Source organism: Dietzia kunjamensis (genome assembly GCF_045689975.1).
GTDB lineage: Bacteria > Actinomycetota > Actinomycetes > Mycobacteriales > Mycobacteriaceae > Dietzia > Dietzia kunjamensis.
Window position 1 is genome coordinate 55,243 of sequence record NZ_CP143297.1, and the last position, 21,493, is coordinate 76,735.

Annotated in this window: 22 protein-coding genes; 13 read left to right on the forward strand and 9 right to left on the reverse strand. The window is 72.3% G+C overall.

Going from position 1 to position 21,493, the window contains the following annotated elements; genetic code table 11:
- The first annotated feature begins 28 nt into the window (after window positions 1–28).
- Window positions 29–955 (forward strand): alpha/beta fold hydrolase, encoded by a 927-nt coding sequence (locus VZF99_RS00255; protein ID WP_407335394.1) that lies wholly within the window; start codon window positions 29–31, stop codon window positions 953–955.
- Window positions 956–1,065: 110 nt separating this feature from the next.
- Here the strand turns inward: VZF99_RS00255 and VZF99_RS00260 are convergent, their stop codons facing one another.
- Window positions 1,066–1,539, reverse strand: a complete 474-nt coding sequence (locus tag VZF99_RS00260; protein WP_407335395.1) for a hypothetical protein — start codon at window positions 1,537–1,539, stop codon at window positions 1,066–1,068.
- 230 nt (window positions 1,540–1,769) lie between these two features.
- On the opposite strand from VZF99_RS00260, the gene VZF99_RS00265 reads away from it, so the two are divergent.
- Window positions 1,770–2,366: a maltokinase N-terminal cap-like domain-containing protein gene (locus VZF99_RS00265; RefSeq protein ID WP_407335396.1), complete on the forward strand. Its 597-nt coding sequence runs from the start codon at window positions 1,770–1,772 to the stop codon at window positions 2,364–2,366.
- A gap of 138 nt (window positions 2,367–2,504) precedes the next feature.
- Here VZF99_RS00265 and VZF99_RS00270 read toward each other — a convergent pair whose 3' ends face one another.
- The 4 genes from VZF99_RS00270 to VZF99_RS00285 form a co-directional block, all read right to left on the reverse strand.
- Entirely contained in the window at window positions 2,505–3,056 is a 552-nt protein-coding gene (locus tag VZF99_RS00270) for a YceI family protein (protein WP_407335397.1), read from the reverse strand.
- Window positions 3,057–3,212: 156 nt separating this feature from the next.
- Complete coding sequence (locus VZF99_RS00275; RefSeq protein ID WP_407335398.1) at window positions 3,213–4,154, reverse strand: alpha/beta hydrolase; 942 nt, start codon at window positions 4,152–4,154, stop codon at window positions 3,213–3,215.
- Window positions 4,151–4,804 (reverse strand): TetR/AcrR family transcriptional regulator, encoded by a 654-nt coding sequence (locus VZF99_RS00280; RefSeq protein ID WP_325768086.1) that lies wholly within the window; start codon window positions 4,802–4,804, stop codon window positions 4,151–4,153. Before VZF99_RS00280 ends, VZF99_RS00275 begins: the two co-directional genes overlap by 4 nt.
- Entirely contained in the window at window positions 4,801–6,225 is a 1,425-nt protein-coding gene (locus VZF99_RS00285; RefSeq protein ID WP_407335399.1) for a flavin-containing monooxygenase, read from the reverse strand. The genes VZF99_RS00280 and VZF99_RS00285 overlap by 4 nt, the downstream gene beginning before the upstream one ends.
- Window positions 6,226–6,445: 220 nt before the next feature.
- Between VZF99_RS00285 and VZF99_RS00290 the strand changes: the two genes are divergently transcribed.
- From VZF99_RS00290 to VZF99_RS00310, 5 genes are all read left to right on the forward strand, one after another.
- A complete protein-coding gene (locus VZF99_RS00290) occupies window positions 6,446–7,201 on the forward strand; it encodes an SDR family NAD(P)-dependent oxidoreductase (protein WP_407336153.1) in 756 nt (251 codons plus the stop codon).
- Window positions 7,198–8,094 (forward strand): SDR family NAD(P)-dependent oxidoreductase, encoded by an 897-nt coding sequence (locus VZF99_RS00295; RefSeq protein WP_407335400.1) that lies wholly within the window; start codon window positions 7,198–7,200, stop codon window positions 8,092–8,094. The genes VZF99_RS00290 and VZF99_RS00295 overlap by 4 nt, the downstream gene beginning before the upstream one ends.
- 25 nt (window positions 8,095–8,119) lie before the next feature.
- Entirely contained in the window at window positions 8,120–9,325 is a 1,206-nt protein-coding gene (locus tag VZF99_RS00300) for an LLM class flavin-dependent oxidoreductase (protein ID WP_407335401.1), read from the forward strand.
- Window positions 9,326–9,413: 88 nt separating this feature from the next.
- Window positions 9,414–9,749: an MTH1187 family thiamine-binding protein gene (locus tag VZF99_RS00305; RefSeq protein ID WP_185952012.1), complete on the forward strand. Its 336-nt coding sequence runs from the start codon at window positions 9,414–9,416 to the stop codon at window positions 9,747–9,749.
- A complete protein-coding gene (locus tag VZF99_RS00310; protein ID WP_069389775.1) occupies window positions 9,746–10,174 on the forward strand; it encodes a hypothetical protein in 429 nt (142 codons plus the stop codon). The genes VZF99_RS00305 and VZF99_RS00310 overlap by 4 nt, the downstream gene beginning before the upstream one ends.
- Window positions 10,175–10,217: 43 nt before the next feature.
- Here VZF99_RS00310 and VZF99_RS00315 read toward each other — a convergent pair whose 3' ends face one another.
- Complete coding sequence (locus tag VZF99_RS00315; RefSeq protein WP_407335402.1) at window positions 10,218–11,264, reverse strand: esterase/lipase family protein; 1,047 nt, start codon at window positions 11,262–11,264, stop codon at window positions 10,218–10,220.
- Between the two features lie 189 nt (window positions 11,265–11,453).
- On the opposite strand from VZF99_RS00315, the gene VZF99_RS00320 reads away from it, so the two are divergent.
- Genes VZF99_RS00320 through VZF99_RS00335 form a run of 4 tightly spaced genes read left to right on the forward strand, consistent with a single transcriptional unit; the run spans window position 11,454 to window position 14,609 of the window.
- Window positions 11,454–12,047, forward strand: coding sequence for an RNA polymerase sigma factor (locus VZF99_RS00320; RefSeq protein ID WP_407335403.1), 594 nt, complete (start codon window positions 11,454–11,456; stop codon window positions 12,045–12,047).
- Window positions 12,044–12,724, forward strand: coding sequence for a methylated-DNA--[protein]-cysteine S-methyltransferase (locus VZF99_RS00325; RefSeq protein WP_407335404.1), 681 nt, complete (start codon window positions 12,044–12,046; stop codon window positions 12,722–12,724). The genes VZF99_RS00320 and VZF99_RS00325 overlap by 4 nt, the downstream gene beginning before the upstream one ends.
- A complete protein-coding gene (locus VZF99_RS00330) occupies window positions 12,721–13,401 on the forward strand; it encodes a LysE family translocator (RefSeq protein WP_407335405.1) in 681 nt (226 codons plus the stop codon). Before VZF99_RS00325 ends, VZF99_RS00330 begins: the two co-directional genes overlap by 4 nt.
- 26 nt (window positions 13,402–13,427) lie before the next feature.
- On the forward strand, window positions 13,428–14,609 hold the full coding sequence (locus tag VZF99_RS00335) for an MFS transporter (protein ID WP_407335406.1): 1,182 nt from the start codon (window positions 13,428–13,430) through the stop codon (window positions 14,607–14,609).
- Between the two features lie 15 nt (window positions 14,610–14,624).
- Here VZF99_RS00335 and ppc read toward each other — a convergent pair whose 3' ends face one another.
- A complete protein-coding gene (gene ppc, locus VZF99_RS00340) occupies window positions 14,625–17,486 on the reverse strand; it encodes a phosphoenolpyruvate carboxylase (protein WP_407335407.1) in 2,862 nt (953 codons plus the stop codon).
- Window positions 17,487–17,612: 126 nt separating this feature from the next.
- On the opposite strand from ppc, the gene VZF99_RS00345 reads away from it, so the two are divergent.
- Window positions 17,613–18,062, forward strand: a complete 450-nt coding sequence (locus VZF99_RS00345; RefSeq protein ID WP_096906314.1) for a DUF4870 domain-containing protein — start codon at window positions 17,613–17,615, stop codon at window positions 18,060–18,062.
- 12 nt (window positions 18,063–18,074) lie between these two features.
- Here VZF99_RS00345 and VZF99_RS00350 read toward each other — a convergent pair whose 3' ends face one another.
- Window positions 18,075–19,802 carry an AMP-binding protein gene (locus VZF99_RS00350; protein WP_407335408.1) on the reverse strand — a complete coding sequence of 576 codons (1,728 nt, stop codon included), beginning with the start codon at window positions 19,800–19,802 and terminating at the stop codon, window positions 18,075–18,077.
- 175 nt (window positions 19,803–19,977) lie between these two features.
- Here VZF99_RS00350 and VZF99_RS00355 point away from each other — a divergent pair, with 175 nt between their 5' ends.
- The gene (locus VZF99_RS00355) at window positions 19,978–20,832 is read left to right on the forward strand and encodes a tyrosine-protein phosphatase (RefSeq protein ID WP_163375208.1); all 855 of its coding nucleotides are present in this window, start codon (window positions 19,978–19,980) and stop codon (window positions 20,830–20,832) included.
- A gap of 31 nt (window positions 20,833–20,863) precedes the next feature.
- On the opposite strand, the gene VZF99_RS00360 is transcribed toward VZF99_RS00355, so the two are convergent.
- On the reverse strand, window positions 20,864–21,262 hold the full coding sequence (locus tag VZF99_RS00360; RefSeq protein WP_407335409.1) for a hypothetical protein: 399 nt from the start codon (window positions 21,260–21,262) through the stop codon (window positions 20,864–20,866).
- Window positions 21,263–21,493: the final 231 nt, after the last annotated feature.

Here is a 21,493-nt window from a genome sequence, read left to right on the forward strand (position 1 = left end):
GGGAGGCCGTCCCCGAGGGGGAATCACTATGCAGACCGCGACACTTCATGGACGAGAGCTGGCCTACCGCGAGGCGGGTGCCGGCGAGGGCAAGCCGACGATCCTGCTCATCCACGGCATGGCCGGTAGCTCGACCACCTGGCGCGAACTCATCCCGCGCCTGGACGCCCACTTCCACGTCATCGCCCCGGACCTGCCCGGTCACGGGGAGAGTTCACTCGACTTCGACGACTACTCGCTCGGCGCGATGGCCTCCGCCCTGCGCGACCTGTTGGTTGTCAAGGGCATCAAGCGATGCACGGTCATCGGGCAATCGCTCGGCGGCGGCGTCGCCATGCAGTTCGTCTACCAATACCCCGAGTACTGCGAGCGGATCGTCCTGATCGGCAGCGGCGGCCTGGGCAAGGAGGTCAACTGGATCCTCCGGATGCTGGCCGTCCCCGGCGCCGAACTCCTGCTGACGATCGGCGCGGCCCCGGTCTTCGTGAACGCCGGGAACTCGGTGGGGCGCTTCTTCTCCGGCCTGGGCATCCGGGCCGACGCGATCACCGAGTCCTGGATGTCGTACGACTCGCTCAGTAGACCCGGTCACCGCAGGACGTTCTTCAAGACGCTGCGCGCGGTCGTGGACAACAAGGGGCAGGCGGTGTCGGCGGCCAACCGACTGCACCTGGCCGGGCAGTTGCCGTTCCAGTTGATCTGGGGCGACCGCGACCCGATCATCCCCATGTCCCACGGGCACGCCACCCACGAGGCGATCCCCGGTAGTCGCCTGGCGATCGTCGAGCGGACCGGCCACTACCCGCACGTCGAGGACCCGGCGGCCGTCGAGCGGATCATCGTGGAGTTCATGACCGAGAAGCAGCCGGGGCACATCGACCCCGAGACGCTGGGAGACCTCGTGGCGGCGGGGGCCCATCCGCCGGAGCCCCAGCCGCCGGAGCACCACAGCTGACGGCCCGGGCGGGCAGACAGGACTCGGCCCCGGCTCCCTCGAGGGGGGCCGGGGCCGAGTCGGATGGCGATGCGGTCAGCGGCTGGTCGCAGCCGCCGCGCGAGTCGCTATCAGGAGCCGAACGCGGGCAGCTCGGTGTCGTCGGCGGTCTCGTCGCCCTCGGCGTCACCGCCGGCCAGCGAGCCGAGGAGCTCGGCCGAGCCGGCATCCGCGGTCTCGTCGTCATCGCCCGGGATCTCGGCGTCGATGCCGCGGAGGATGTCGATGGCGCCGGAGATGTCACCGGAGAACGCGGCCGCGACGGCGGCGGTGGCGTTGGCCTCGCACGCCTCGCCGCTCAGGCCGGGCACCACGCCCTCGGCGGAGCCGAGGAAGTCGTAGGCGGAGATGGTGCCGCACAGCTGCGCGGCGATGTCAGAGACCTCGGCGGGGGTCTCGACCTCGTCGAGATCCTCTTCGGTGATCTCCGTCTGCGTGCCGTCGGCGCCCTGCGTCGGGTCGGTCGGCTCCTGGGCGGCGGCGAGGCCGGCACCGGCGAAGGACAGGGTGGCAGCGGAACCGATCACGGCGATGGTCTTCTTCATGGGGGTCACACCTTTCCATCGGGATCCGGGGGATCTCCCCGGCGATACGGCGGTAACCGTAACGGCCACCCCCGCGGGCTGGCTGTGATCCGTATCACAAGTCATCCGGAACGGTCGGGCGGTCTGCCCACTTACGCAGCGGGAACGACGCTCCCGCGAATTCTTCTTCATACACCCACCAGCCCCGGTTCGCGTTTGCCGGACCGGGCGAAGTCGGGGAGTCTTAGCGCATGAGTGGAACCGCCGAGATCTATGACGCCGTCCTCGACCCGGGCAAGTTGGACCTGCTCCGGGCCTGGGTCCGCCACCAGGAGTGGTTCGACGGCGACCCGGAGGGCCTCGAGCAGGTGACCACCTACCGGTTCGTCGATCCCGCCGGCGAGGTCGGGATGGAGTCGTTCCTCCTCACCGACGGTGCCCGCACCTTCCACGTGCCCGTGACCTACCGCGGGTCCGAGCTCGACGACTCCGATGACGCGCTGGTCGGCGAGATGGAGCACTCGGTGCTCGGCCGCCGCTGGGTCTACGACGCCTCCGCGGATCCGGTCTACGTCACCGAGGTCCGCCGGGTGATCAGCCACCGCGACGCCGCAGCCGACCATCTGCAGGTCGAGGACGGCACGATCACGCCGTCGCCGGTCAACATCCGCGGCGGTGGCGACGGGATCCGCCAGGGCTCCGACTCGGTTCTGCACGTCATCCGGATCGTGTCCGAGGAGAACGACGCGGAGGCCGACCGCCCGCTCATCGGCTCGCCGGGCACGCTCAGCGCGACCTGGCAGGACGCGGACGGTTCTCACACCGCGGTCCTCGCCGTCGTCTCCTAGGGGCTTCGGCCCCGCCCCGCCCGCCCAGGCCCCGCCCCAGAAACGCAACGCTCGCCCCGGCAATTGCCGGGGCGAGCGTGCACCATGTGGGGCGGGGCCGGTCGGTGACGGGGCCTTGGTGCCGTGGCGGGCGAGTGGTCAGGCGCTCTTGATCGCCGAGACCTCGATCTCCAGGGTGACCTTCTCGGAGACCAGCACACCGCCGGTCTCGAGGGTGGCGTTCCAGGTGAGGCCGAAGTCGCTACGGTTGATGACCGTGGTGCCCTCGAAGCCCGCGCGCTGGTTGCCGAACGGGTCGGTGGCGGTGCCCTCGTACTCGAACGGGATGGTCACGGACTTGGTAGTGCCCTTGATGGTGAGGTCACCGGTCACGTCCACGCCTCCCGAGCCGTTGGCGGCGATCTTCGTGGAGGTGAACGTGATCTCCGGGTACGTCTCCATGTCGAAGAAGTCGTTGGACTTCAGGTGGCCGTCGCGATCGGCGTTGCGGGTGTCGATCGAGGAGGCGTTGATGGTGACCTGGGCAGTGGCGCCCTCGATGCCCTCGGCGGGCACGGTGACGGTGCCCGTGAAGTCGTTGAACGAGCCGCGGACCTTGGTGATCATCGCGTGGCGGGTGACGAAGCCCAGGCGGGTGTGGGTGTCGTCGAGGGTCCAGGTGCCGGTGAGGTCGGTGAGGCTGGCGGTCATGGTGACTCCTTCGGGTGGGGTTGCCCGGCCGGCGGGGCCGAGCACTTAACTGTTGTGTCACCCAATATAGGCCGACCTCTATGACATGTCAACAACCATGGGGGAATTGCCCGTGGAACCGTGCGCCGACATCGCCGACGCACGTGACTCCGCAGGTCAGCCCACGTTCCTCTCGAGGAAGTGCAGCGCGTGCTCGACGGCCCGGTCGTGGCACGGCCGGCCGGCGAAGAGGTCGAAGTGGTCGCCCGGGTAGTGCCGGACCTCGGCGCGCGCGGCGAAGGCGGCCGTGGCGGAGGCGTGCGTTGGGGCACTGCGGTCGAGGTCGGCGATCTGGACCAGCACGGGGACGACGACGAGGTCTTCCGCGTGCCGGCCGGGCCGGAACGAGCCCAGCTCGGTGCCGATGGAGGCGCCCACCTCGTTGCGCCAGGTCGGCCCGGCGACGGAGGTGTAGGCCTCCTCGTACCCGTCAAGGGACAGTAGCGCGCTCGAGCCGGGCGGGCCGACGAGGGGGAGCAGCGGTTCGGGGCGTCCCGTCGCCGCCACGGCCTTGGCGGCGATCGCGGTCCCCGTCGCCCGCAGGAGCGAGGCGGGCGTGTGCTGGCGGGCCGCGGCCAGTGCGGCGGCCCGCCCGTCGACCAGGGGGATCATGGAGATGACGGCCGCGATGTCGTCGCGGCCCCGGGCCACCTCCAGGACGTGACCGCCCGCGAGGGAGCAGCCCCACAGCACGATGCGCGCCGGGTCGACGCCGGGTTGGGCGGCCGCGGCGGCGATGGCGGCCCGGTAGTCGTCCTGCTGGCGGGCGGGGGAGACGACCTGGCGGGGCTGGCCGTCGGAGCGCCCGAAGCCTCGGTAATCGAAGACGAGCGCGGCGTACCCGGCGGCCGCGAACGCCTCCGCGAACGGCATGAGGCCGGAGTCCGCGGTACCGCCCAGCCCGTGGGCCAGCACCACGCAGGGGCTGCCCGCCTCGCTGGCCCGGGCGGCGTCACCGGCGCTCTCCGCCCCGCCGGCGGCGGGCAGGAACCATCCGCGACACTCGGCGGCGTCCGGCCCCGATCCGGACCGGAAGACGATGTCGACGGGGCTGGTCATGCGGTTCTCCCTGGGTCTGCCGCGGCGTCCACCGCGGGGTCGGGTCGGCCGTACACCGAGCGGACCCACATGTCGGTGGCGACGGTGAGCAGTGGCTCGCGGGGGCCGTCGGTGTCGTAGGCCAGCTGCTCGAGCACGGTCTCGTTGATGTGGATCAGCCCCACCGCGAGTGCCTCGGGATCCACGCCGTCCGGCGCCCGACCGGCCGTGCGCTCGGTGCGCAGGAACTCGGCGATCGGGGCGGCCAGCGTCCGGCGGCCCTCGTTCCACAGCGCCCGGGTCTGTTCGTGCTTGCTGCGGGCGGTGAGCAGGGCCCGGTAGATGTGGGCGTTCTCCAACACGCGGTCGGTGAGCTTCTCGAGGGCCCCGGAGACGCGTGTGCGGAAGCCCCCCTCGCCGCCCACGATCGTCTCGACCGCCGCCCGGGCCTCGTCCTGGACCGCGGCCAGCAGGACGCCCACGGCGGCGGCCTTGGAGTCGAAGTAGAAGTAGAACGCGGACCTGGTGATCCCCGCGGACACGGTGAGGTCGGCCACCGAGATGTCGTCCAGGGCCGTGGTGCGCAGCCGGTCGTCGAGCGCGGCGAGCAGGGCCTCGCGGCGCCGGTCGCCGCGCGGGGAGGTGGTCGCCGAGGGGGCGGCCGGCGTCATGCCGTCACCCGGGCACGCAGGGCGGCGCCGCGCTGGCGGGCGCGCTCGAGACCGTGGGGGATCTCCCGGGTGCGCAGGTCGCGTTCGTAGAGGAAGTAGTCGACCTGCTGCTGGTGGCGGGGTGTGTCGAGCATGTGGCCGATGTACTTCTTCTCGTCCTCCACGATCACCCGCTCCATCTCCGCCACCGGCGGGGTGCGGTACAGGCCGGCCGCCCACGCCGCCACCAGCCGGGCCTGGGCCTCGACGAACGGGAACAGGGTCGGGGTGGACTGGGCGAAGCCGACAAAGACGAGGTCCTCGATGCCCGGGGTGAACATCCGCTTGTAGAGCGGGACGTGGTTGTGGGCGTCGGCGCTGAGGAAGTCCCGGTCGAAGAACGGGAACGTGGTGTTGTACCCGGTGGCCTGGATGATCACGTCGAACTCGCCGCTGGTGCCGTCGGTGAAGTGCACGGTCCGGCCGTCCAGCCGAGCGATGTCCCCCTTGGCGACGACGTCCCCGGACCCCAGCCGCAGCGGCAGTTCGACGGACTGCGTGGGGTGGGCCTCGAAGAACTTGTGGTTGGGGGTCGGCAGGCCGTACTCCTCCGGCCGGCCGGCCGACATCGGCTGCATCGCCTGGATGGCCTTGCGCTGCCACGAGTACGGGATGTACGGGAAGGTCGCGAAGTACTTGTCGGCCGGCTTGCCGGCGATGTACTTGGGCACGATCCACGCACCCGACCGGGTGGACAGCGTCACCTCGTTGCGCATGACCTTGGACGACAGCTCCACGACGATGTCCGCGGCGCTGTTGCCGAGGCCCACCACGAGGATCTTCTTGTCCATGAGGTGCAGCGGATCCCACGGGTCGACGTAGGCGTGGGAGTGGATCATCTCCCCGGTGAACTCGCCGGGGAAGTCGGCGAAGCGCGGGTCCCAGTGGTGTCCGTTGCCCACGACGAGCCCGTCGAAGCGGAGCGTCTCGGTCTCGCCGGCCCCGCCCGTGCCGCCGGCCCCGCCCGTGCCGCCGGCCCCGGCCTGTGCGGCCGACCCGGTTCGCGACGTGGTCAGTTCCCACCCGCCGTCCGGCAGGCGCTCGGCATGGTCGACCCGCGTCTCGAACTCGATGGACGGCAGCAGGCCGAACGCCTCGGCGTAGTCGTCCAGGTACTGCTTGATCTGGCTGTGGTGGGGGAAGTCCGGGAACTCCTCCGGCATCGGGAAGTCCCGGAAGCTCAGCTGGTGCTTGGAGGTGTCGATGTGCAGCGAGCGGTAGGCACTCGAGCTGCCGTTGGGGTTGTCGAACGCCCAGTTCCCGCCGATCCGGTCCGACGCCTCGAAGCACACCGCGTCAATCCCGTAGTCGCGGAGCATCTTCAGCGTCGTCAGGCCGCTGATGCCCGCGCCGATCACGGCGATTGTGCAGGTCGATGTCATGCGAACCCCTTCGGCGGATCCCTCGGCGAGGCAGACTCGCCGACAAGAAAGCTATGGCGCGGATCACACTATGGCCCGTGTTGACGGTCGTCAACAGCTTCCTCCGGCCCGGCGGACCACCCCGCCGAGGCCGGCCGTCAACCCTACTGGAGGCCCCGTGGACCCGGATCGCACACACGTCCCCACCCCTGACCGCGACAGCGCCTCGGACGGTTCCGATGTGGCCGCGCGCGACCGGTCCGCCGTCGTGGTGGGCGGGGCGTCGGGGATCGGGTGGGCCACCGCCCGTGCTCTCGCCGCCGGGGGGTGGCAGGTCACGATCGGGGACCTCGACGCCGAGGCGGCTGCCGCCCGCGCCGCCGAGCTCGGCCCGGCGCACCGGGCGTGCGCCGTCGACGTGACCGACGAGGCGTCGGTCGAGGCGCTGTTCGCCGGGCCCGCCCCGGATCTGGTGGTCACGACCGCCGGCGTCAGCACGCTGGGCCTGGTGACGGACCACGACACCGCCGAGTTCCGCCGGGTCGTCGACGTGTGTCTGACCGGCGCGTTCCTGGTGTTCAAGCACGGCGGCCGAGCGGTCCGGGACGGCGGGTCGATGGTCGCGATCGCCTCGCTCAACGCGCGGCAGCCCGGCCGGGGGATGGCGGCCTACTGTGCCGCCAAGGCGGGCCTGGTGATGCTCGCCCAGGTCGCGGCCCTCGAGCTGGGCGAGCGGGGGGTGCGGGTCAACACCGTCTCGCCGGGCTTCCTCGTCACCCCGCTCACCGAGCCCGTCCTGCAGATCCCCGGCCTGGCCGAGGAGTACGCCGAGAACTCCGCGATCGCCCACCGGGGGACCGCCGAGGACGTCGCCCGCGCCGTGCTCCACCTCGCCGCCGCGGACTGGATGACGGGGGAGGACCTGGCGATCGACGGTGGCGCCCAGCTGCGCCGCTACCCGGATGTGCTCGGACTGGCGACCAGGGCGTTCGCGTGACCGCGCCCAGGTCAGTGGCCGCCCTCCGTGGCCCGCGGCCGGCCGGGGCGTCGGCCGTCGTCACCGGCGGCGGGTCCGGGATCGGCGCGGCCCTCTGCCGTGCCCTCGTGGCGGCCGGTGCGCATGTGGTGGTGGCCGACATCGACCTCGCCGCCGCGCGTCGGGTCGCCGAGGAGGTGACGACGACGAGGTCCGGCCCCGGCGCCGGGTCGGCAGGGGCCGGGAGTGCCGAACCGGCGCACCTCGACGTCACCGATGCCGCCGCCGTCTCGGCCCTCGTCGAGGAGGTGGTCTCCACCCGGGGCGGGCTGGACCTGATGTTCGCCAATGCCGGCATCACCTGGGGCGGCGACACCGAGAAGCTCACCCTGGAGCAGTGGAACGCGATCATCGACGTCAACGTCCGTGGGGTGGTCCACTGCGTGCACGCCGCGTACCCGCACATGATCGACCGCGGGGCCGGGGCGATCGTGCTCACCGCGTCGATGGGCGGGTTGTGCCCGGCGGGGCTCATCACCAGCTACGCGATGACCAAGCACGCGGTCGTCGGGCTCGGGCTGTCCCTGCGCGCCGAGGCCGCCGGTCACGGGGTCGGCGTGACCGTGGTGTGCCCGGCGGCGGTCGACACCGCGATCCTCGACAAGGGTGAACTCGACGGCTTCGACGGTCGGCATTTCTACCTCGACGGCCAGGGGGTGCGTCGACCGCTGGACCCCGACCGGTTGGCGGCGAGCGTGCTCGACGGCGTCGCCCGCAACCGTGCTCTCGTGATCGAGCCCGCCCGCGCCCGGGCCACGTGGCGGCTGCAGCGACTCGCGCCCGGGGTGATGGACCGGATGATCGCCCGGTACGTCCGCGCCTCCCGCGCCCGGGCGGCACACCCCGCCATGTAGATGACGGATCAACTATGATGACCGCATGAACTCGTCAGCCTCCGCACACGACCCCGCGACGCCCACCTCGTCGTCGTCGCCCTCCACCCACGACGCCACCCACGGTGACCCCTCCACCCAGGATGTCGCCTTCGGCCTCGACACCTTCGGCGACGTCACCGTCGACCGCGGCGGTCGGCCCGTCCACCACGCGCAGGTCCTGCGCGACGTCGTGGAGCAGGCCGTCCTCGCCGATCAGGTGGGCGTCGACGCGTTCGGCATCGGCGAGCACCACCGCCCCGATTTCGCCGTCTCCGCTCCGGACGTCCTGCTGGCCGGCATCGCCACCCGCACCGAGCGCATCACGCTGGGCTCGGCGGTCACGGTCCTCTCGAGCGACGACCCCATCCGCGTCTTCCAGCGCTTCGCCACCGTCGACGCCCTGTCGAACGGGCGGGCCGAGGTCGTGCTGGGCCGTGGGTCGTTCACCGAGTCGTTCCCGCTGTTCGGCCTCGATCTCGCCCGGTACGAGCAGCTGTTCAGCGAGAAGCTCGACCTGTTCGCCGCGCTGCTGCCCGAGGGGCCGGTGACGTGGTCCGGTGAGCTGCGTCCGCCGCTGGTCGACCAGCACGTCTACCCCAAGACCGAGCACGGGCTGAACGCGTGGATCGCCGTCGGCGGCAGCCCGGAATCCGTGGTGCGCGCGGCCCGCTACCGGATGCCGCTCATGCTCGCGATCATCGGCGGCCCCGCCGGCCGGTTCGCCCCCTTCGCCGACCTGTACCGCGAAGCCAATGCCCAGTTCGCGGGCGCCGGGGCGGCTGGTGGGGGGTCGGCTGGTGGGGGGACGGGCGCGCCGCGCCTGCCGATCGCCGTCCACTCGCCCGGCTTCGTCGCCGAGACCGACGCGAAGGCCGCCGAACTGTCCGCGCGCCACTGGCTGGTCAACCGCAACCAGATCGGCCGCGAGCGCGGCTGGGGCGACGCGACCGAGGCCGACTTCCACCGCGAGGTCCGATCGGGCGCCATGTACGTCGGGTCCCCCGAGACGGTCGCGCAGAAGATCGCCACCACCGTCCGCACGCTGGGCCTGGACCGCTTCGACCTCAAGTACGCCAGCGGCCCGACCCCGCACGACGACCTCATGACCTCCGTCGACCTCTACGGCCGCAAGGTCATCCCGCGCGTGCGGGAGTTGCTCGCCGAGGCCGGGTACACCGCGGGTGTGCCGCAGACGGTCTCGAGGGTGTGACGGTGGCGTGTGACGTGGGTCTGTGACCCAGGTATCGCCGGGGCCCGCCGATCTGCACGACGGGGCCCGGCGGGATTACGGTGATGCCATGCTGTTCGCGTTCTCCGTCGCCCCCACGTCCACCGCGGACGACTCGGCATCCATGAGTCGCGCGGTCGCGGAAGCCGTCCGCGTGGTCCGCGACTCCGGCCTGCCGTACGAGACCACCTCGATGTTCACCACCATCGAGGGCGAGTGGGACGAGGTCATGCCCGTCATCCGCGCCGCCACGGACGCCGTGCTGGCCGTGGCGCCGCGCGTGAGCCTGGTGCTCAAGGCGGACCTGCGGCCCGGCCGGTCGGGGGAGCTGCGCGGCAAGGTGGAGCGGGTGGAGCGACTCCTCGCGGACGGCCGGGAGTCCGACGACGAGGGGGGTCGCGCGTGACCTCTCCCCACCCGTTCAACGGGATCGCGGACCGGGCGGAGTCGGCCATCGACCACGTGGCGCGGTCACGGAGTCGGACGGCGGTGGCGTACGTCGCGGCCACCGTGCTCGGCGGGCTCGGTGCGCTCGTGGTGGTGGTTGTGCAGGTGCTCTCCGGCCGGGCCGCGATGTTGGACGTGCTGTTGTGGCTCGCGATGGCGGTCATGCTGTTCGGCGCTGCGGCGCACCGCTGGTGGCTCGGCGGGCGCAACGAGGAACGCTCCCGCCGGATCGCGGCGTCGATCCGCCCCGAGCAGGTCGCCGCGGCGATGCGCGGTTCCTCCGGGGAGATCGACGCGGTGCGCCGCCTGCGGGTCGCCCACCCCGGCCTCGGGCTGCGTGACGCCTACGAGCTCTACCAGCACCACTCCCGCGAGCTGCGCTGACGCCTCCAGGGCGACCGCCGGCCCCGCCGCCGGGGCCGGCCGGTCAGCACCCCCCGGCGCCGCCGAGGGCCCCGGCGACGATCGCGTGCGTGCGCGCGTCCAGGGCCATCCCCCCGTGCGAGTTCGGTCGGCCCCCGCACGCGTCCTCGGGAACGACCCACCGCACGCCCGGACCGGGGACGAAGCTGCGCTCGGGCGGGAGCAGGTGGTCGCCGCGCGTGGCGATGAGCGTGTAGCCGACGCCGGGCAGGAACGGGGTGCGGTCGAGCCCGTACCAGGCGGCGATCAGCGGGCTGCCCGGGGACAGTTCGGCCAGTCCCCGCAGGTTCGCGGCCCACAGGCCCAGAGCCGCGACCTCGCGCGGCAGCTGGTTCGGGATGAGGCCGCTGTTGTCGGCGCCCCAGTACCCGCCCACGGAGACCACGCGGTTCACCGCGCCCGGCCGCAGCACCTTGGTGGTGTACCCGGCGATCGCGGCGCCCTGCGAGTAACCGACCAGGTCCACCTGCTCGGCCCCGGTCACCGCGCGTACGTGGTCGATCACCCCGGCCAGTTGCGGTCCCGATGCGGCGACGATCGAGTCGAGCCCGCCACGCGCCGGGTTGCCCGCGTAGGCGCCGAGGGTCGGGGCGATCACGCAGAAGCCCTGACGGCGTAGCGGATCGCCGAGGCGCGGCATCGTGTCGGCCCCGTTGTCGAAGGTCCCGTGGACGAGGATCACCGGCCGCGGATGCGCCACGGTGGGTCGGCAGGTCACGGGCGCGGCCGCGGCGGCGGGCGGACCGGGATCGCCGATCGGCCCGTTGATCCCGTTCAGGGCCTCGGTGACGTACGGCCCAAGCTCGCCGGTGGGGTCGAGGTCGCGCAGGTAGTCGCCGAGCGAGCCGAGCTGGACCTGCGCCCGGGCCGCCGGCGTGACCCGGTCCGCGACCCGGTCCGGCACCGGGCCCACCCCGGTGGCGACGGGGATCGACAGCGCGAGGGCGGCGAGCGCACCGGCCAGTCTCGTGCGGCGCGTGCGGCTTCTGCGGCTCGTGCGGTGCGCCGGGCGACGGCCGGCCGGGCGTGAGGGTGTGCGGGAACCGAGCATTTCAGACCCCCCGGGGCGTGACGGTCAGACCAGTATGCGTCCCGGACTCAGTGAGGGGAACCGCTGCGCCTCACGAAACCGCTGCGCCTCACGAAACCGGCGCGCCGCGCGACTACCCGGTGACCATCGCACGCCCCGCCTCCGGGGCGCCCGCACCCGGCAGCGACCACGAGGGCAGGATCGACACACATGAGGGCAGCGTTCGACGCCGCGGTGGACCGCCACGGTCCCACCGTGCTGCGGGTGTGCCGGGCGGTGCTCGGCCCGGGCCCGGATGCCGACGACGCCTGGTCCGAGACGTTCCTCTCCGCACTCCGCGCCTGGCCCGGGCTGCCCGAGGACACCGACGTCGAGGCCTGGCTCGTCCGGGTCGCGCACCGCCGGGCGGTGGACGTGGTGCGGCGTTCGGTCCGGGAGGCCGCACCGAGCGGGGCCGCCGACGACGTCGCCGTTCTCGACGCCCGCACACCACGTCCCGGGGGCGCGCGGGGAACGACGGGGGTCGACGACGACGAGGTCGGCGATCCGCGGATCTGGGATGCCGTCGCCGCCCTGCCCACCCGGCAGCGCATCTGTGTGGCCTACCGGTATCTGGGCGGGCTCCGCTATGCCGAGATCGCCGAACTCGCCGGCGGCACGGAGGCGGCGGCCCGCCGCGCGGCCGCGGACGGGATCGCCCGCCTGCGCACGACGCTCGGACCGCACAGTCACCTCGGACCGCACAGTCACCTCGAACCGCGCCGTGCTCTCGAACCGCACCGTCCCACGGAGGAGATGTCATGACCGACCCGATCCACGATCCGGCCGCGCACAACCCGGCGGCGCCCGATCCGGCAGCGGACGACCCTGCGATCTCCGAGGCCGGCGTGGCGTCGCTCCTGCGGTCCGCCCCCGCGGACACGACCCGACTGCGGGATCGCCTGGCCCGCGACGCCGAGCGCGAGGGCCTGGTCGACGTTGCCTACCGCAGCGTCGACACCCCGATCGGTGGGCTGCTGTTGGCCGCGTCCCCGGCCGGGTTGGTGTACGTGGCGTTCGAGGTGGAGGATTCCGGGGTGGTCCTCGAGATGTTGGCCGACCGGGTCGGACCCCGGATCCTCGGCGCGCCTTCGGGGTCGCCGGTGCTCGACGAGGCCGCGGCCCAGATCGACCAGTACCTCGACGGCCGCCGCCGCGAGTTCGACCTGCCCCTCGACACCCGCCTCGCCCGCGGGTTCCGTGGTGAGGTCCAACAGCATCTGGCCCGGGTCGGGTACGGGCGGACCGCGACCTACCGCGAGATCGCCGTCGAACTCGACCGGCCCGGCGCCGTCCGCGCGGTGGGGTCGGCCTGCGCGACCAATCCGCTGCCGCTGGTGTGGCCGTGTCACCGGATCCTGCGCTCGGACGGCGGGCTCGGCGGGTACCGGGGCGGGCTCGCGGCCAAGCAGCGGCTCCTCGAGATGGAATCGGCGGCGTGACCGCGGCGCAGCTCCTCGGCCTGTTCGGTGTCTGGGCGATCGCGGTGGTCTCGCCGGGGCCCGACGTCGTCGTCGTCCTCCAACGTGCCCTCGCCGGACGGCGTCAGGGTCTCGCCACCGCGCTGGGGATCGTCACCGGCCTGACGGTGTGGCTCGCGGCCGCGTTCGCCGGAGTCGCCACCCTCGTGCGCGTGTACCCGCAGGTCATGACCGGTCTCCAGGTTGCCGGCGGACTCCTGTTGGCGACCCTCGGCGTGCTCGGCCTGCGCGGCTGGTGGCGCTCGCGCCGTGCGACCCCACCCTCGGATCCGCTACCCGAAATCGGAATCCGCTACCCGGATTCGGATAGCGGATCCCGAATCGGCGTAGCGGATCTGGTGCCACGGGCGGACTTCACCCGCGGCCTGGTCACCAACCTCGCCAACCCCAAGGCCCTGGTGTTCTTCGGCGCGGTGCTCACCCCGTTCCTCCGCGAGGAGGTCTCGCCCGCGTGGTCGGTGGCCCTGGTCGCCGGGATGATCGCGGTCGCGCTCGCCTGGTTCGGCGGTCTTGCGCTGCTGGCCTCGCACCGGGTGGTCAACGAGCGGGTCGGACGGCTGCTGCCGGGGGTCGACGTCGTGGCCAGCACACTGTTCGTGGTGGTGGGGGTGGCGTTCGTGGTCACCGCGCTCGCGTAAGGCGCGCGCGGGCTAGGTTCTGCTCCATGGATTCTCAGGTCGACCGTCGCAGCTGGGTGCGCGTGGCCCTCGCGGTGTTCGCGGTGGGCTGGGGCGCCAACCAGTTCGCCCCGCTGCTGCATCTGTACCGCGCCGAGTTGGGACTGTCGCAGTCCAGCGTCACCGCGATCTTCAGCGTCTACATCGTCGGCCTCCTCCCCACCCTGCTGGTCGCCGGCCGGTGGTCCGACCGCAACGGCCGCCGTGTGCTCATGCGGCCCGTCCTGGTCCTGTCGCTGCTGGCGACCCTGTTCATGCTGCTGGGGCCGCAGGATTCTCTGTGGCTGTACCTGGGTCGGTTCCTCGCCGGGCTGGCGTCCGGGGCGGCGTTCGGAGCCGGCAGCGCCTGGGTCCGCGAACTCTCCGCCGGTGGGCCTCCCGGCACCGGTGCGCGGCGCGCGGCCATCGCGCTGACCGGCGGGTTCGGGCTCAGCGGCCTGGCGGCGGGCATGGTCGGGGAGTTCGCCCCCGCCCCGCTCTTCTCGGCGTACATTCCGCATCTGATCCTCGGCACGATCGCGCTGGTCGCGGCGTGGGGCGCCGCGGACCCGTACCAGCCGCACGACGGGCCGGAGGTCGCCCCGCTCATCCCCGCCACGGCCGGCACCCGCCGGTTCCTCCTCGGGGTCGCGCCGTGGGCCCCGCTGGTGTTCGGCTGCGCCAGCATGTCGTTCGCGGTGCTCGCCGACCTGCTGGGCGGGGACGCCTTCGGCCGGCCCACCCTGTACGCGGGCGTCATGGTGGGCGTCACGCTCGGCGCCGGGGTGCTGGTCCAACCCGCCGTCCGCAGGATCGCGGCCGCGTCACCGCCGTCCCGGCCGCCGGTCATGGGACTCGCCGCCGCCTCGCTCGGGATGGCCGCCGGAGCGTTGCTGGCCGCCTCGCCCGCACTCCCCGGCCGGGCCCTCTGGCTGCTGCCCGTCGCGGTCCTGCTCGGCGTGGGGTACGCCACGCTGCTGGTGGCGGGACTGGTCGAGGTCGAGCTGCAGTCCGGACCGCGGGACCACGCCGGGCTCGTGGCCGTGTTCTATGTCCTGGCCTACCTCGGGATGGCCACGCCGTACGTGCTCGCCGAGCTCTCGCGCGCCGGCGGTCCGGTCCCGTGGATCGCCGGGCTGGCGGTGGTGTGCGCGCTGCTCATCCCGCTCACCCAGCGACAGCTACGCTAACCGGCACGTCGAGGATCACCCCGAGTTGCGCAGGGCCGTGGCCAGGCCGTTCATGGTCAGCTGGATGCCGGTTCGCACCGCCGGGTCGGAGTCCCCGGCGCGGTAGCGGCGCAGCAACTCGACCTGCAGCACGTTGAGCGGTTCGAGGTAGGGGAAGCGGTTGCGCACCGAGCGGGCCAGCGCCGGGTTGTCGTCCAACAGCGTCTCCTGCCCCGTGATCTCCAGCAGCATCTCGCGGGTCAGCTCAAACTCGTCGGTGAGCACCCCGTGGATCCGCCGACTCACCTCGGCGTCCGGGACGAGTTCGGCGTAGCGGCCGGCCAGCCCCATGTCCGCCTTGGCCATCACCTGAGCCATGTTGGACAGGGTCGTGCGCAGGAACGGCCAGTCGTCGTTCAGCCGCCGGAGCGTGGCCAGTCTCTCGCCGGCCGCCGCCTCGCCCTCGGCGTCGACCCACTGCCGCAGTGCGGTGCCCACGCCGAACCAGCCGGGCAGCATCACCCGCGACTGCGACCACGACAGCACCCACGGGATCGCCCGCAGATCCTCGACGCTCGACGTCTGCTTGCGGGAGGACGGCCTGGACCCGATGTTGAGTTCCCCGATCTCGGCGACCGGGGTGGAGGTGGTGAAGTACTCGATGAACCCCGGGTCGTCGTGCACCAGGGACGCGTACGCCGCCCGCCCGAGCCGCGCGAGCTCGGCCATCACCCCGTACGCCTCGCCGGCCCGGTCGCCCAGACCCTCGACGTCGAGCAGCGAGGCCTCGAGCGTCGCCGCCACGAGCGCCTCGAGGTTGCGGCGGGCCCGTCGCGGCTCGGAGTACTTGGCCGAGATGACCTCGCCCTGCTCGGTGATCCGCAGCGCGCCTTGCACCGCGCCCGGCGGCTGGGCCAGGATCGCCTCGTAGGAGTTGCCGCCACCCCGGCCGACGGCCCCGCCGCGCCCGTGGAAGTAGCGCAGGTGCACACCCGCCCGGGTCGCGGCCTCGGCGAGGTCGCGTTCGGCCTGGTAGAGGGCCCAGTTGGCGGCCAGGTACCCGCCGTCCTTGTTGGAGTCCGAGTAGCCGAGCATCACCTCCAGCACATCGCCCTGCGCCCGGATGAGCGCCCGGAACTGCGGGATCGCGAGCGCCGCGTCGAGGATGTCCGGCCCCGCCGCCAGGTCGTCGATAGTCTCCAGCAGCGGGATCATCCGAACGCTCGAGCGGGGCTCCGCCGGGTCACCGGAGAACAATCCGACCTCGCGCAGCAACACCGCCGGCTCGAGCAGGTCGGAGACCGTCCCGCACATGGACACGATGTAGTGCGGCACCACCTCCGGGCCGAGCAGGTCCACCGCCGCGGCGGCCGCCCGCATCACCCCGAGTTCCTTGGCCGCCAGCTCCGACAGCTCCGCGCGCGGGCCGAGCAGCGGCCGGTCGTGCGAGAGCTCGCGCAGCAGCAGCTCCACGCGGGCCTCCTCGTCCAGCGCCGAGTAGTCCTCGCTCACCCCGGCCAGGGCGAACAGCTCGGTGAGCACCTCCTCGTGCGACTCCGAGTTCTGCCGCATGTCGAGTGCCTGCAGGTGGAACCCGAACGTCCGTACCGCCCACCGCAGGTCGCGCAGACGCGGCGACCGCGCCAGGTCGCCACCGCAGGACCCGAGCGCGGCGTCGATGACATCCAGATCGGTCAGCATCTCCGCCGGGGAGGTGTAGGCCTCGTCGTCGTCGTGACCGATCGCGTCCGGCGACGATCCGGGTGACGACGACGAGGACCTCACCCGCGCGGCGAGCCGACGGCGAACCACCCGCACGGCGCGGCGGAACGGCACGTCCTCGCGCGCGGCGGCGAGCTCCCCGTCCGTCTCCACCAGCGAGTCCGCGAGGTCGCTGAGCCCGGTGGGCACGTCCACGACCCGCCGCGAGAGGGGCAGCTCCCGCTCGAGCAGCCGCAGTTCCTCCGTGTAGTGGCGGTGCAGTAGCGCGGCGGCCTGCTCGGTGGCGAACCGCACGACGTCCCCGGTGACGTACGGGTTGCCGTCGCGGTCCCCGCCGATCCACGAGCCGGGGCGGACGACGGGGCGGTCGCCGGAGCCGAGACGGTCGGCGATCTCCGCGTTGAGCGGTGGGATCACGTCGATGAGCGTGGCCTCGTGGTACTGCAGGCCGCCCAGGACCTCGTCCTCGATGCGGGGGCGCTGGCTGCGGATGATCGCCGTCTGCCACAGCGTGAGCACCTGCCGGCGGATGTCCTGCTCCACCTGCTCGAGCTCGGCATCAGTGACGCGGTCCCGGTGCCCCGCCTCGTCCGACCCCGTGCGCAGGGCGTCGCGGCGGCGCATGAGGTCCAGCACCCGTCGGGTGATCTCGAAGACCGAGCGCCGGCGGGTCTCGGTGGGGTGCGCCGTGAGCACGGGCGCCACCCGGGCCGTCGCGCGCACCGCCTCCAGCCTCGCGGGCTCGGGTTCGTTCTCGGCCAGTCGCGCCCAGGTCGCCTCGAGATCCCCGTCCGGCGGCGGCTCGCCCGCAGCGGTGTGGATGCGGCGACGGCGCTCCTGGTGGAGGTCCTCGGCGACGTTGGCCAGCAGCGCGAACAGGGAGAACGCCCGGATGACGGGGATCATCTCGGTGGCGGGCACATCGGTGAACAGGGCCGCCACCTCGTCGCGGTCGGCCTCCGAGCGGCGGACGGCGAACGCGGTGCGCCGGGCGGTCTCCACCAGGTCGAAGATCTTCCCGCCCGCCTGGTCGCGCACCGTGTCGCCGAGCACGGCTCCGAGGAAACGCACGTCGTCGCGCAGGGGCCGCACGGCGTCGTCGAGCCGCTCGGAATCGTCCGGCTCGGGCACGTCCGAGGCGGTGGCGGGCACGTCGGATCTGGTGGGATCGGCCATGGCTGCCACAGTAGGCGCGCCGTGTGACATCCGCGTGAATCCCGCCGCCGAACCCCCGCCCCGCCGTCGATAGATCCCCGGGACATCCCCGATGCGCGGATCCCTTCCGGCGAGGACACTGGAGGCATGACCCAGCAGCCCGGCTACCACCAGTACGGCGACCACCAGTTCGGACAGGGCGGGTACGGCGACCCCCGGTACGGTAACCAGCCCCCGGCCGTCGGCCCGGACGACCGCACCCCCGCGGCACTGGCGCACGCGTCAAGCCTCATCGCGATGGCGCTCTCGGCCGGGTGGCTCTCGTTCGTCGGCCCGCTCGTGATGTGGCTGATCTACAAGGACCGCAGCCCGTTCGTCCGCCAGGCCGCCGCCGGGTCGTTCAACTTCAACCTCGGCCTGTGGATCATGAGCATCGTGGGCTGGATCTTCATCCTCACGGTGATCGGCCTGCCCATCGGCCTCATCCTGCTCGCGGTGTCCTTCCTCGCGCAGATCATCGGCCACGTCATCGGCACCGTTCGTGCGACCCAGGGGCGGACGATCAACTACCCGTTCCAGCTGCGCGTCCTGCGCTGAGCGCCCCCCTCGTCACACCCCCACGGGCCGGCGCCCGTGGAGCTCGTACTCGGCGAGCAGGGCCTCGCGGTCGGCGTCGGTGAGCGGCCGGTAGACGTCGTCGGCGCCCGCCGCACCGCCGCGCAGGTAGACCTCGCCCGGCTCGATCCACGACTCGCGTCGCAGGCTGGGCTTGGAGATCTTGCGGGTGGCGGTGACGGGCATCTCCCCCATGATACGAACGAACCGCGGCGCCCACTTGGTGCCCATGTCGGGCTGGGTGCGGCAGAACTCGGAGAACGCGTCGGCGTCGAACTCCACACCGGGTTCGAGCTGGATGGCGGCCATGACCTGGTCGCCGGTGCGCGGGTCCGGCACCGGGTAGACGGCCACGACGAGCACGCCGGGGAACCGGTCGAGGATGCGTTCGACCGGCCCGGCGGAGAAGTTCTCGCTGTCCACGCGGATCCTGTCACCGGAGCGGCCGGCGAAGTAGAAGTACCCGTCCGCGTCGCGGTAGCCCAGGTCACCGGTGTGGAAGACCTCGCCGACGTTGCGTTCGGCGGTGGCCTCGGGGTTGCGGTAGTAGCCCTCGAACAGCTTTGCGCCGGTGACGTTGCAGATCTCGCCGATCGCCTCGCCGGCGTTGACCAGGCCGCCGTTGGCATCGAACTCGGCCCTGGGGCATTCGTTCTCATCCGCGTCGAGGATCGCGACGTCCATGTAGGCGCCGGCCACGCCGAGCGCGCCGGGCGGGGTGTCCTCGGTGTGGCTGATCACCACGCCGCCCTCGCTGCTGCCGTACGACTCGAGCGGGGTCACTCCGAAGCGGCGCTCGAACTCGGTCCGGTCGTGGACGGAGGCCTCGGTGCCGAAGACGACCCGCAGGCGCGTCTGCTTCTCCTCGGGCACCTCGGGCTGGGCGAGGATGTACGACAGTGACCGGCCGACGTAGTTGAAGTAGCTGGCGTTGTACCGCAGCACGTCGGGCAGGAACCCCGAGGCGGAGAACTTGCGGCGCATCGCGAAGGTGCAGCCGACGTACGCGGACGGGGCGAACGCGGCGAAGAGGGCGTTGCCGTGGAACAGCGGCATCGCGCTGTAGGCCACGTCGTCGCGGACGAGGCCCCTGTAGTTGATGGTGCCCATCATCGCCATGCGGCCGGTCGAGCACATGACGGCCTTGGGGGCGCCGGTCGAGCCGGAGGTGAACAGCAGGGCCAGCAGGGTGTGGGGGTCGCGGGCGCTCTCCGGGTGCAGTCGGGGCTCGGCGCCGGCGTGATCGGCGATCAGGCCGCGCCACTTGTCGGAGTCGATGTCGAACTGCGCGGCGACGCCGGTGTCGAGGCCCTCGAGCAGGGCGGTGCCGTCGGCGTCGGTGACGATCACGTCGCAGTCCACGCCCCGGATGTCGGAGGCGAGTTCGGCGCCGCGCCGGGTGGGGTTGATGCCGACGATGGTCACGCTCGCGAGCGCCGCCCCGCACAGGGTGAACAGGTACTCGGGCACGTTCTCCAGGAGGATGCCCACGTGGAGGTGCTTGTAGGGGTCGGGTCGGTCCGCGTACGAGCCGGAGTGCTCCTCCGCCCAGCCGCGCAGGATCTCCGCGCGGACGGCGGCCTCGGCCACGAACTCGCGCCAGGTCCACGCGGAGTCCTCGAACAGCAGTCCCGGGTGGTCGTCGGTGGAACGCTCGATGAGGATGTCGCCGAACGTGGCGTGCTGCATGTCGTGCCCGGGATTGAAATCTGCTGTGGTCATGAGATCGGACACTAGGCGACCGGGCCCCGTCGCACAGGCGAAACGGCCAGCAACATTGACAGGTGTCAGCCTCGGTGGTCACCGGCCCACTCGGTGGGCGTGTCCGGCCGGCATCGGGTAGGAACGAGGCGACGGCGCGCCACGTGGGCGCGCGGGGATCGAACAGGGGCGTGGGATGGTCGGCGAACACGGCGGGAACGTCGACGTGGACGAGGGTGTCGTCCGGGGATCCGACGACGACGAGGTCGGCCTCGACCGGGACGGATTCGTCGTCAGCGATGTCCGACTCACCAGCGTCCACAATTTCCGGGACGTGGCCGGCCCGGGCTACGCACTCCGTCCGTCCGGGTCGATGGCCCGCGGTCTCGTCTACCGGTCCACGACCCTCGCGGTGGGCGACGACGACCTCGCGGTGCTCGAGAAACTCGGCGTCTCGACCGTCGTCGACCTGCGCACCGGCGCCGAGATCGACAAGCAGCCCGACGTCGTCCCCGCCGGGGCCGAGTACCTGCCGATCGACGTGCTGGGCGGGCACACCTCGGCGGCGACCCTCAGTGCGTCCGGCCTGGCCGGGGCCGAGGAGGCGCGGCGCGAGATGGCCGCGACATACGAGCGGTTCGTGGTGGGTGATCACGAGCGGCGGGCGTTCGGTCGGGCCGTCCACGCCCTGGCCGTGTCGTCCGGCCCGGCGATCGTGCACTGCACGGCGGGCAAGGACCGCACCGGGTGGGTCTCGGCGCTGGTGCAGTTGGTCGCCGGTGTCCGGGAGGAGGATGTGATCGCGGATTACCTGCTCACGCGGGAGATGTCCGCGGACTTCGTCTCCTCCATCCGTACCTACGTGCAGGCGGAGATGCCCGACAAGCTCGAGGCGATAGAGGTGCTCATCGGCGTCGAGGAGGCCAATCTCCGCCGGTCCCTGGACGCATTGGCGCGAGAGTTCGGTGACGCGCGGCGGTATCTCGTGGAGGGCGCGGGGGTGGAGGAGGCGGCTGTCGACGAGTTGTCCGCGCGGTTCAGGCGGGGCTGACCAGGATAGGGATGGCTCAGTCGGCGATGGTTCAGGCGGCGATGACCACCGCGCCGACGACGCCGCCGAACCCGATCGCCTGGAGCGTGACGGCGATCGTGCGCCCGAGTTCGGTGCGGGCCGCCGCGTGGACCCGGGGGCCGGCCAGCGTGACCGCGAAGACCATGACGATGGCCGCGACCGCGGTGAGCGAGCCGGCCAGTCTGGACGCCACCCCGTAGACCGCGGCAACGCCGAGCAGTCCGCCCGCCAGGACGGCGATGATCGTCGTCAGTGGCGCCGGGAGGACGGTGGCGTGGGGGGCGTCGACACTGCTGGCGTCGACACTGCTGGCGTCGACTCTGCTGACGCCGGGCGTGGTGTCGACGTCCGGGTGAGGCGCGCCGGTGTCGTCCGGCCGACGTTCCTCGAGCATGAGGGTGTTGCGCATACCTCGGACCCTACGTACTGATCCGGGCGTGAACTTCGGTCAATCCTGTGGGTTCGGTTCTCCCGGTATAGGCACTGGTCAGGACGTCGCAAGCCGACCGAGAGATGGGTCACATGAGGGCTGCTGCACGGAACCTCTGCCCTTGCGCCGGACGCGGGATTCCGACGTGGATCTGCTGGTCGAGCTCTACCAGGCGTTCGTCCCGGTCGCGGGCGGTTGCCCGGTGCGGAG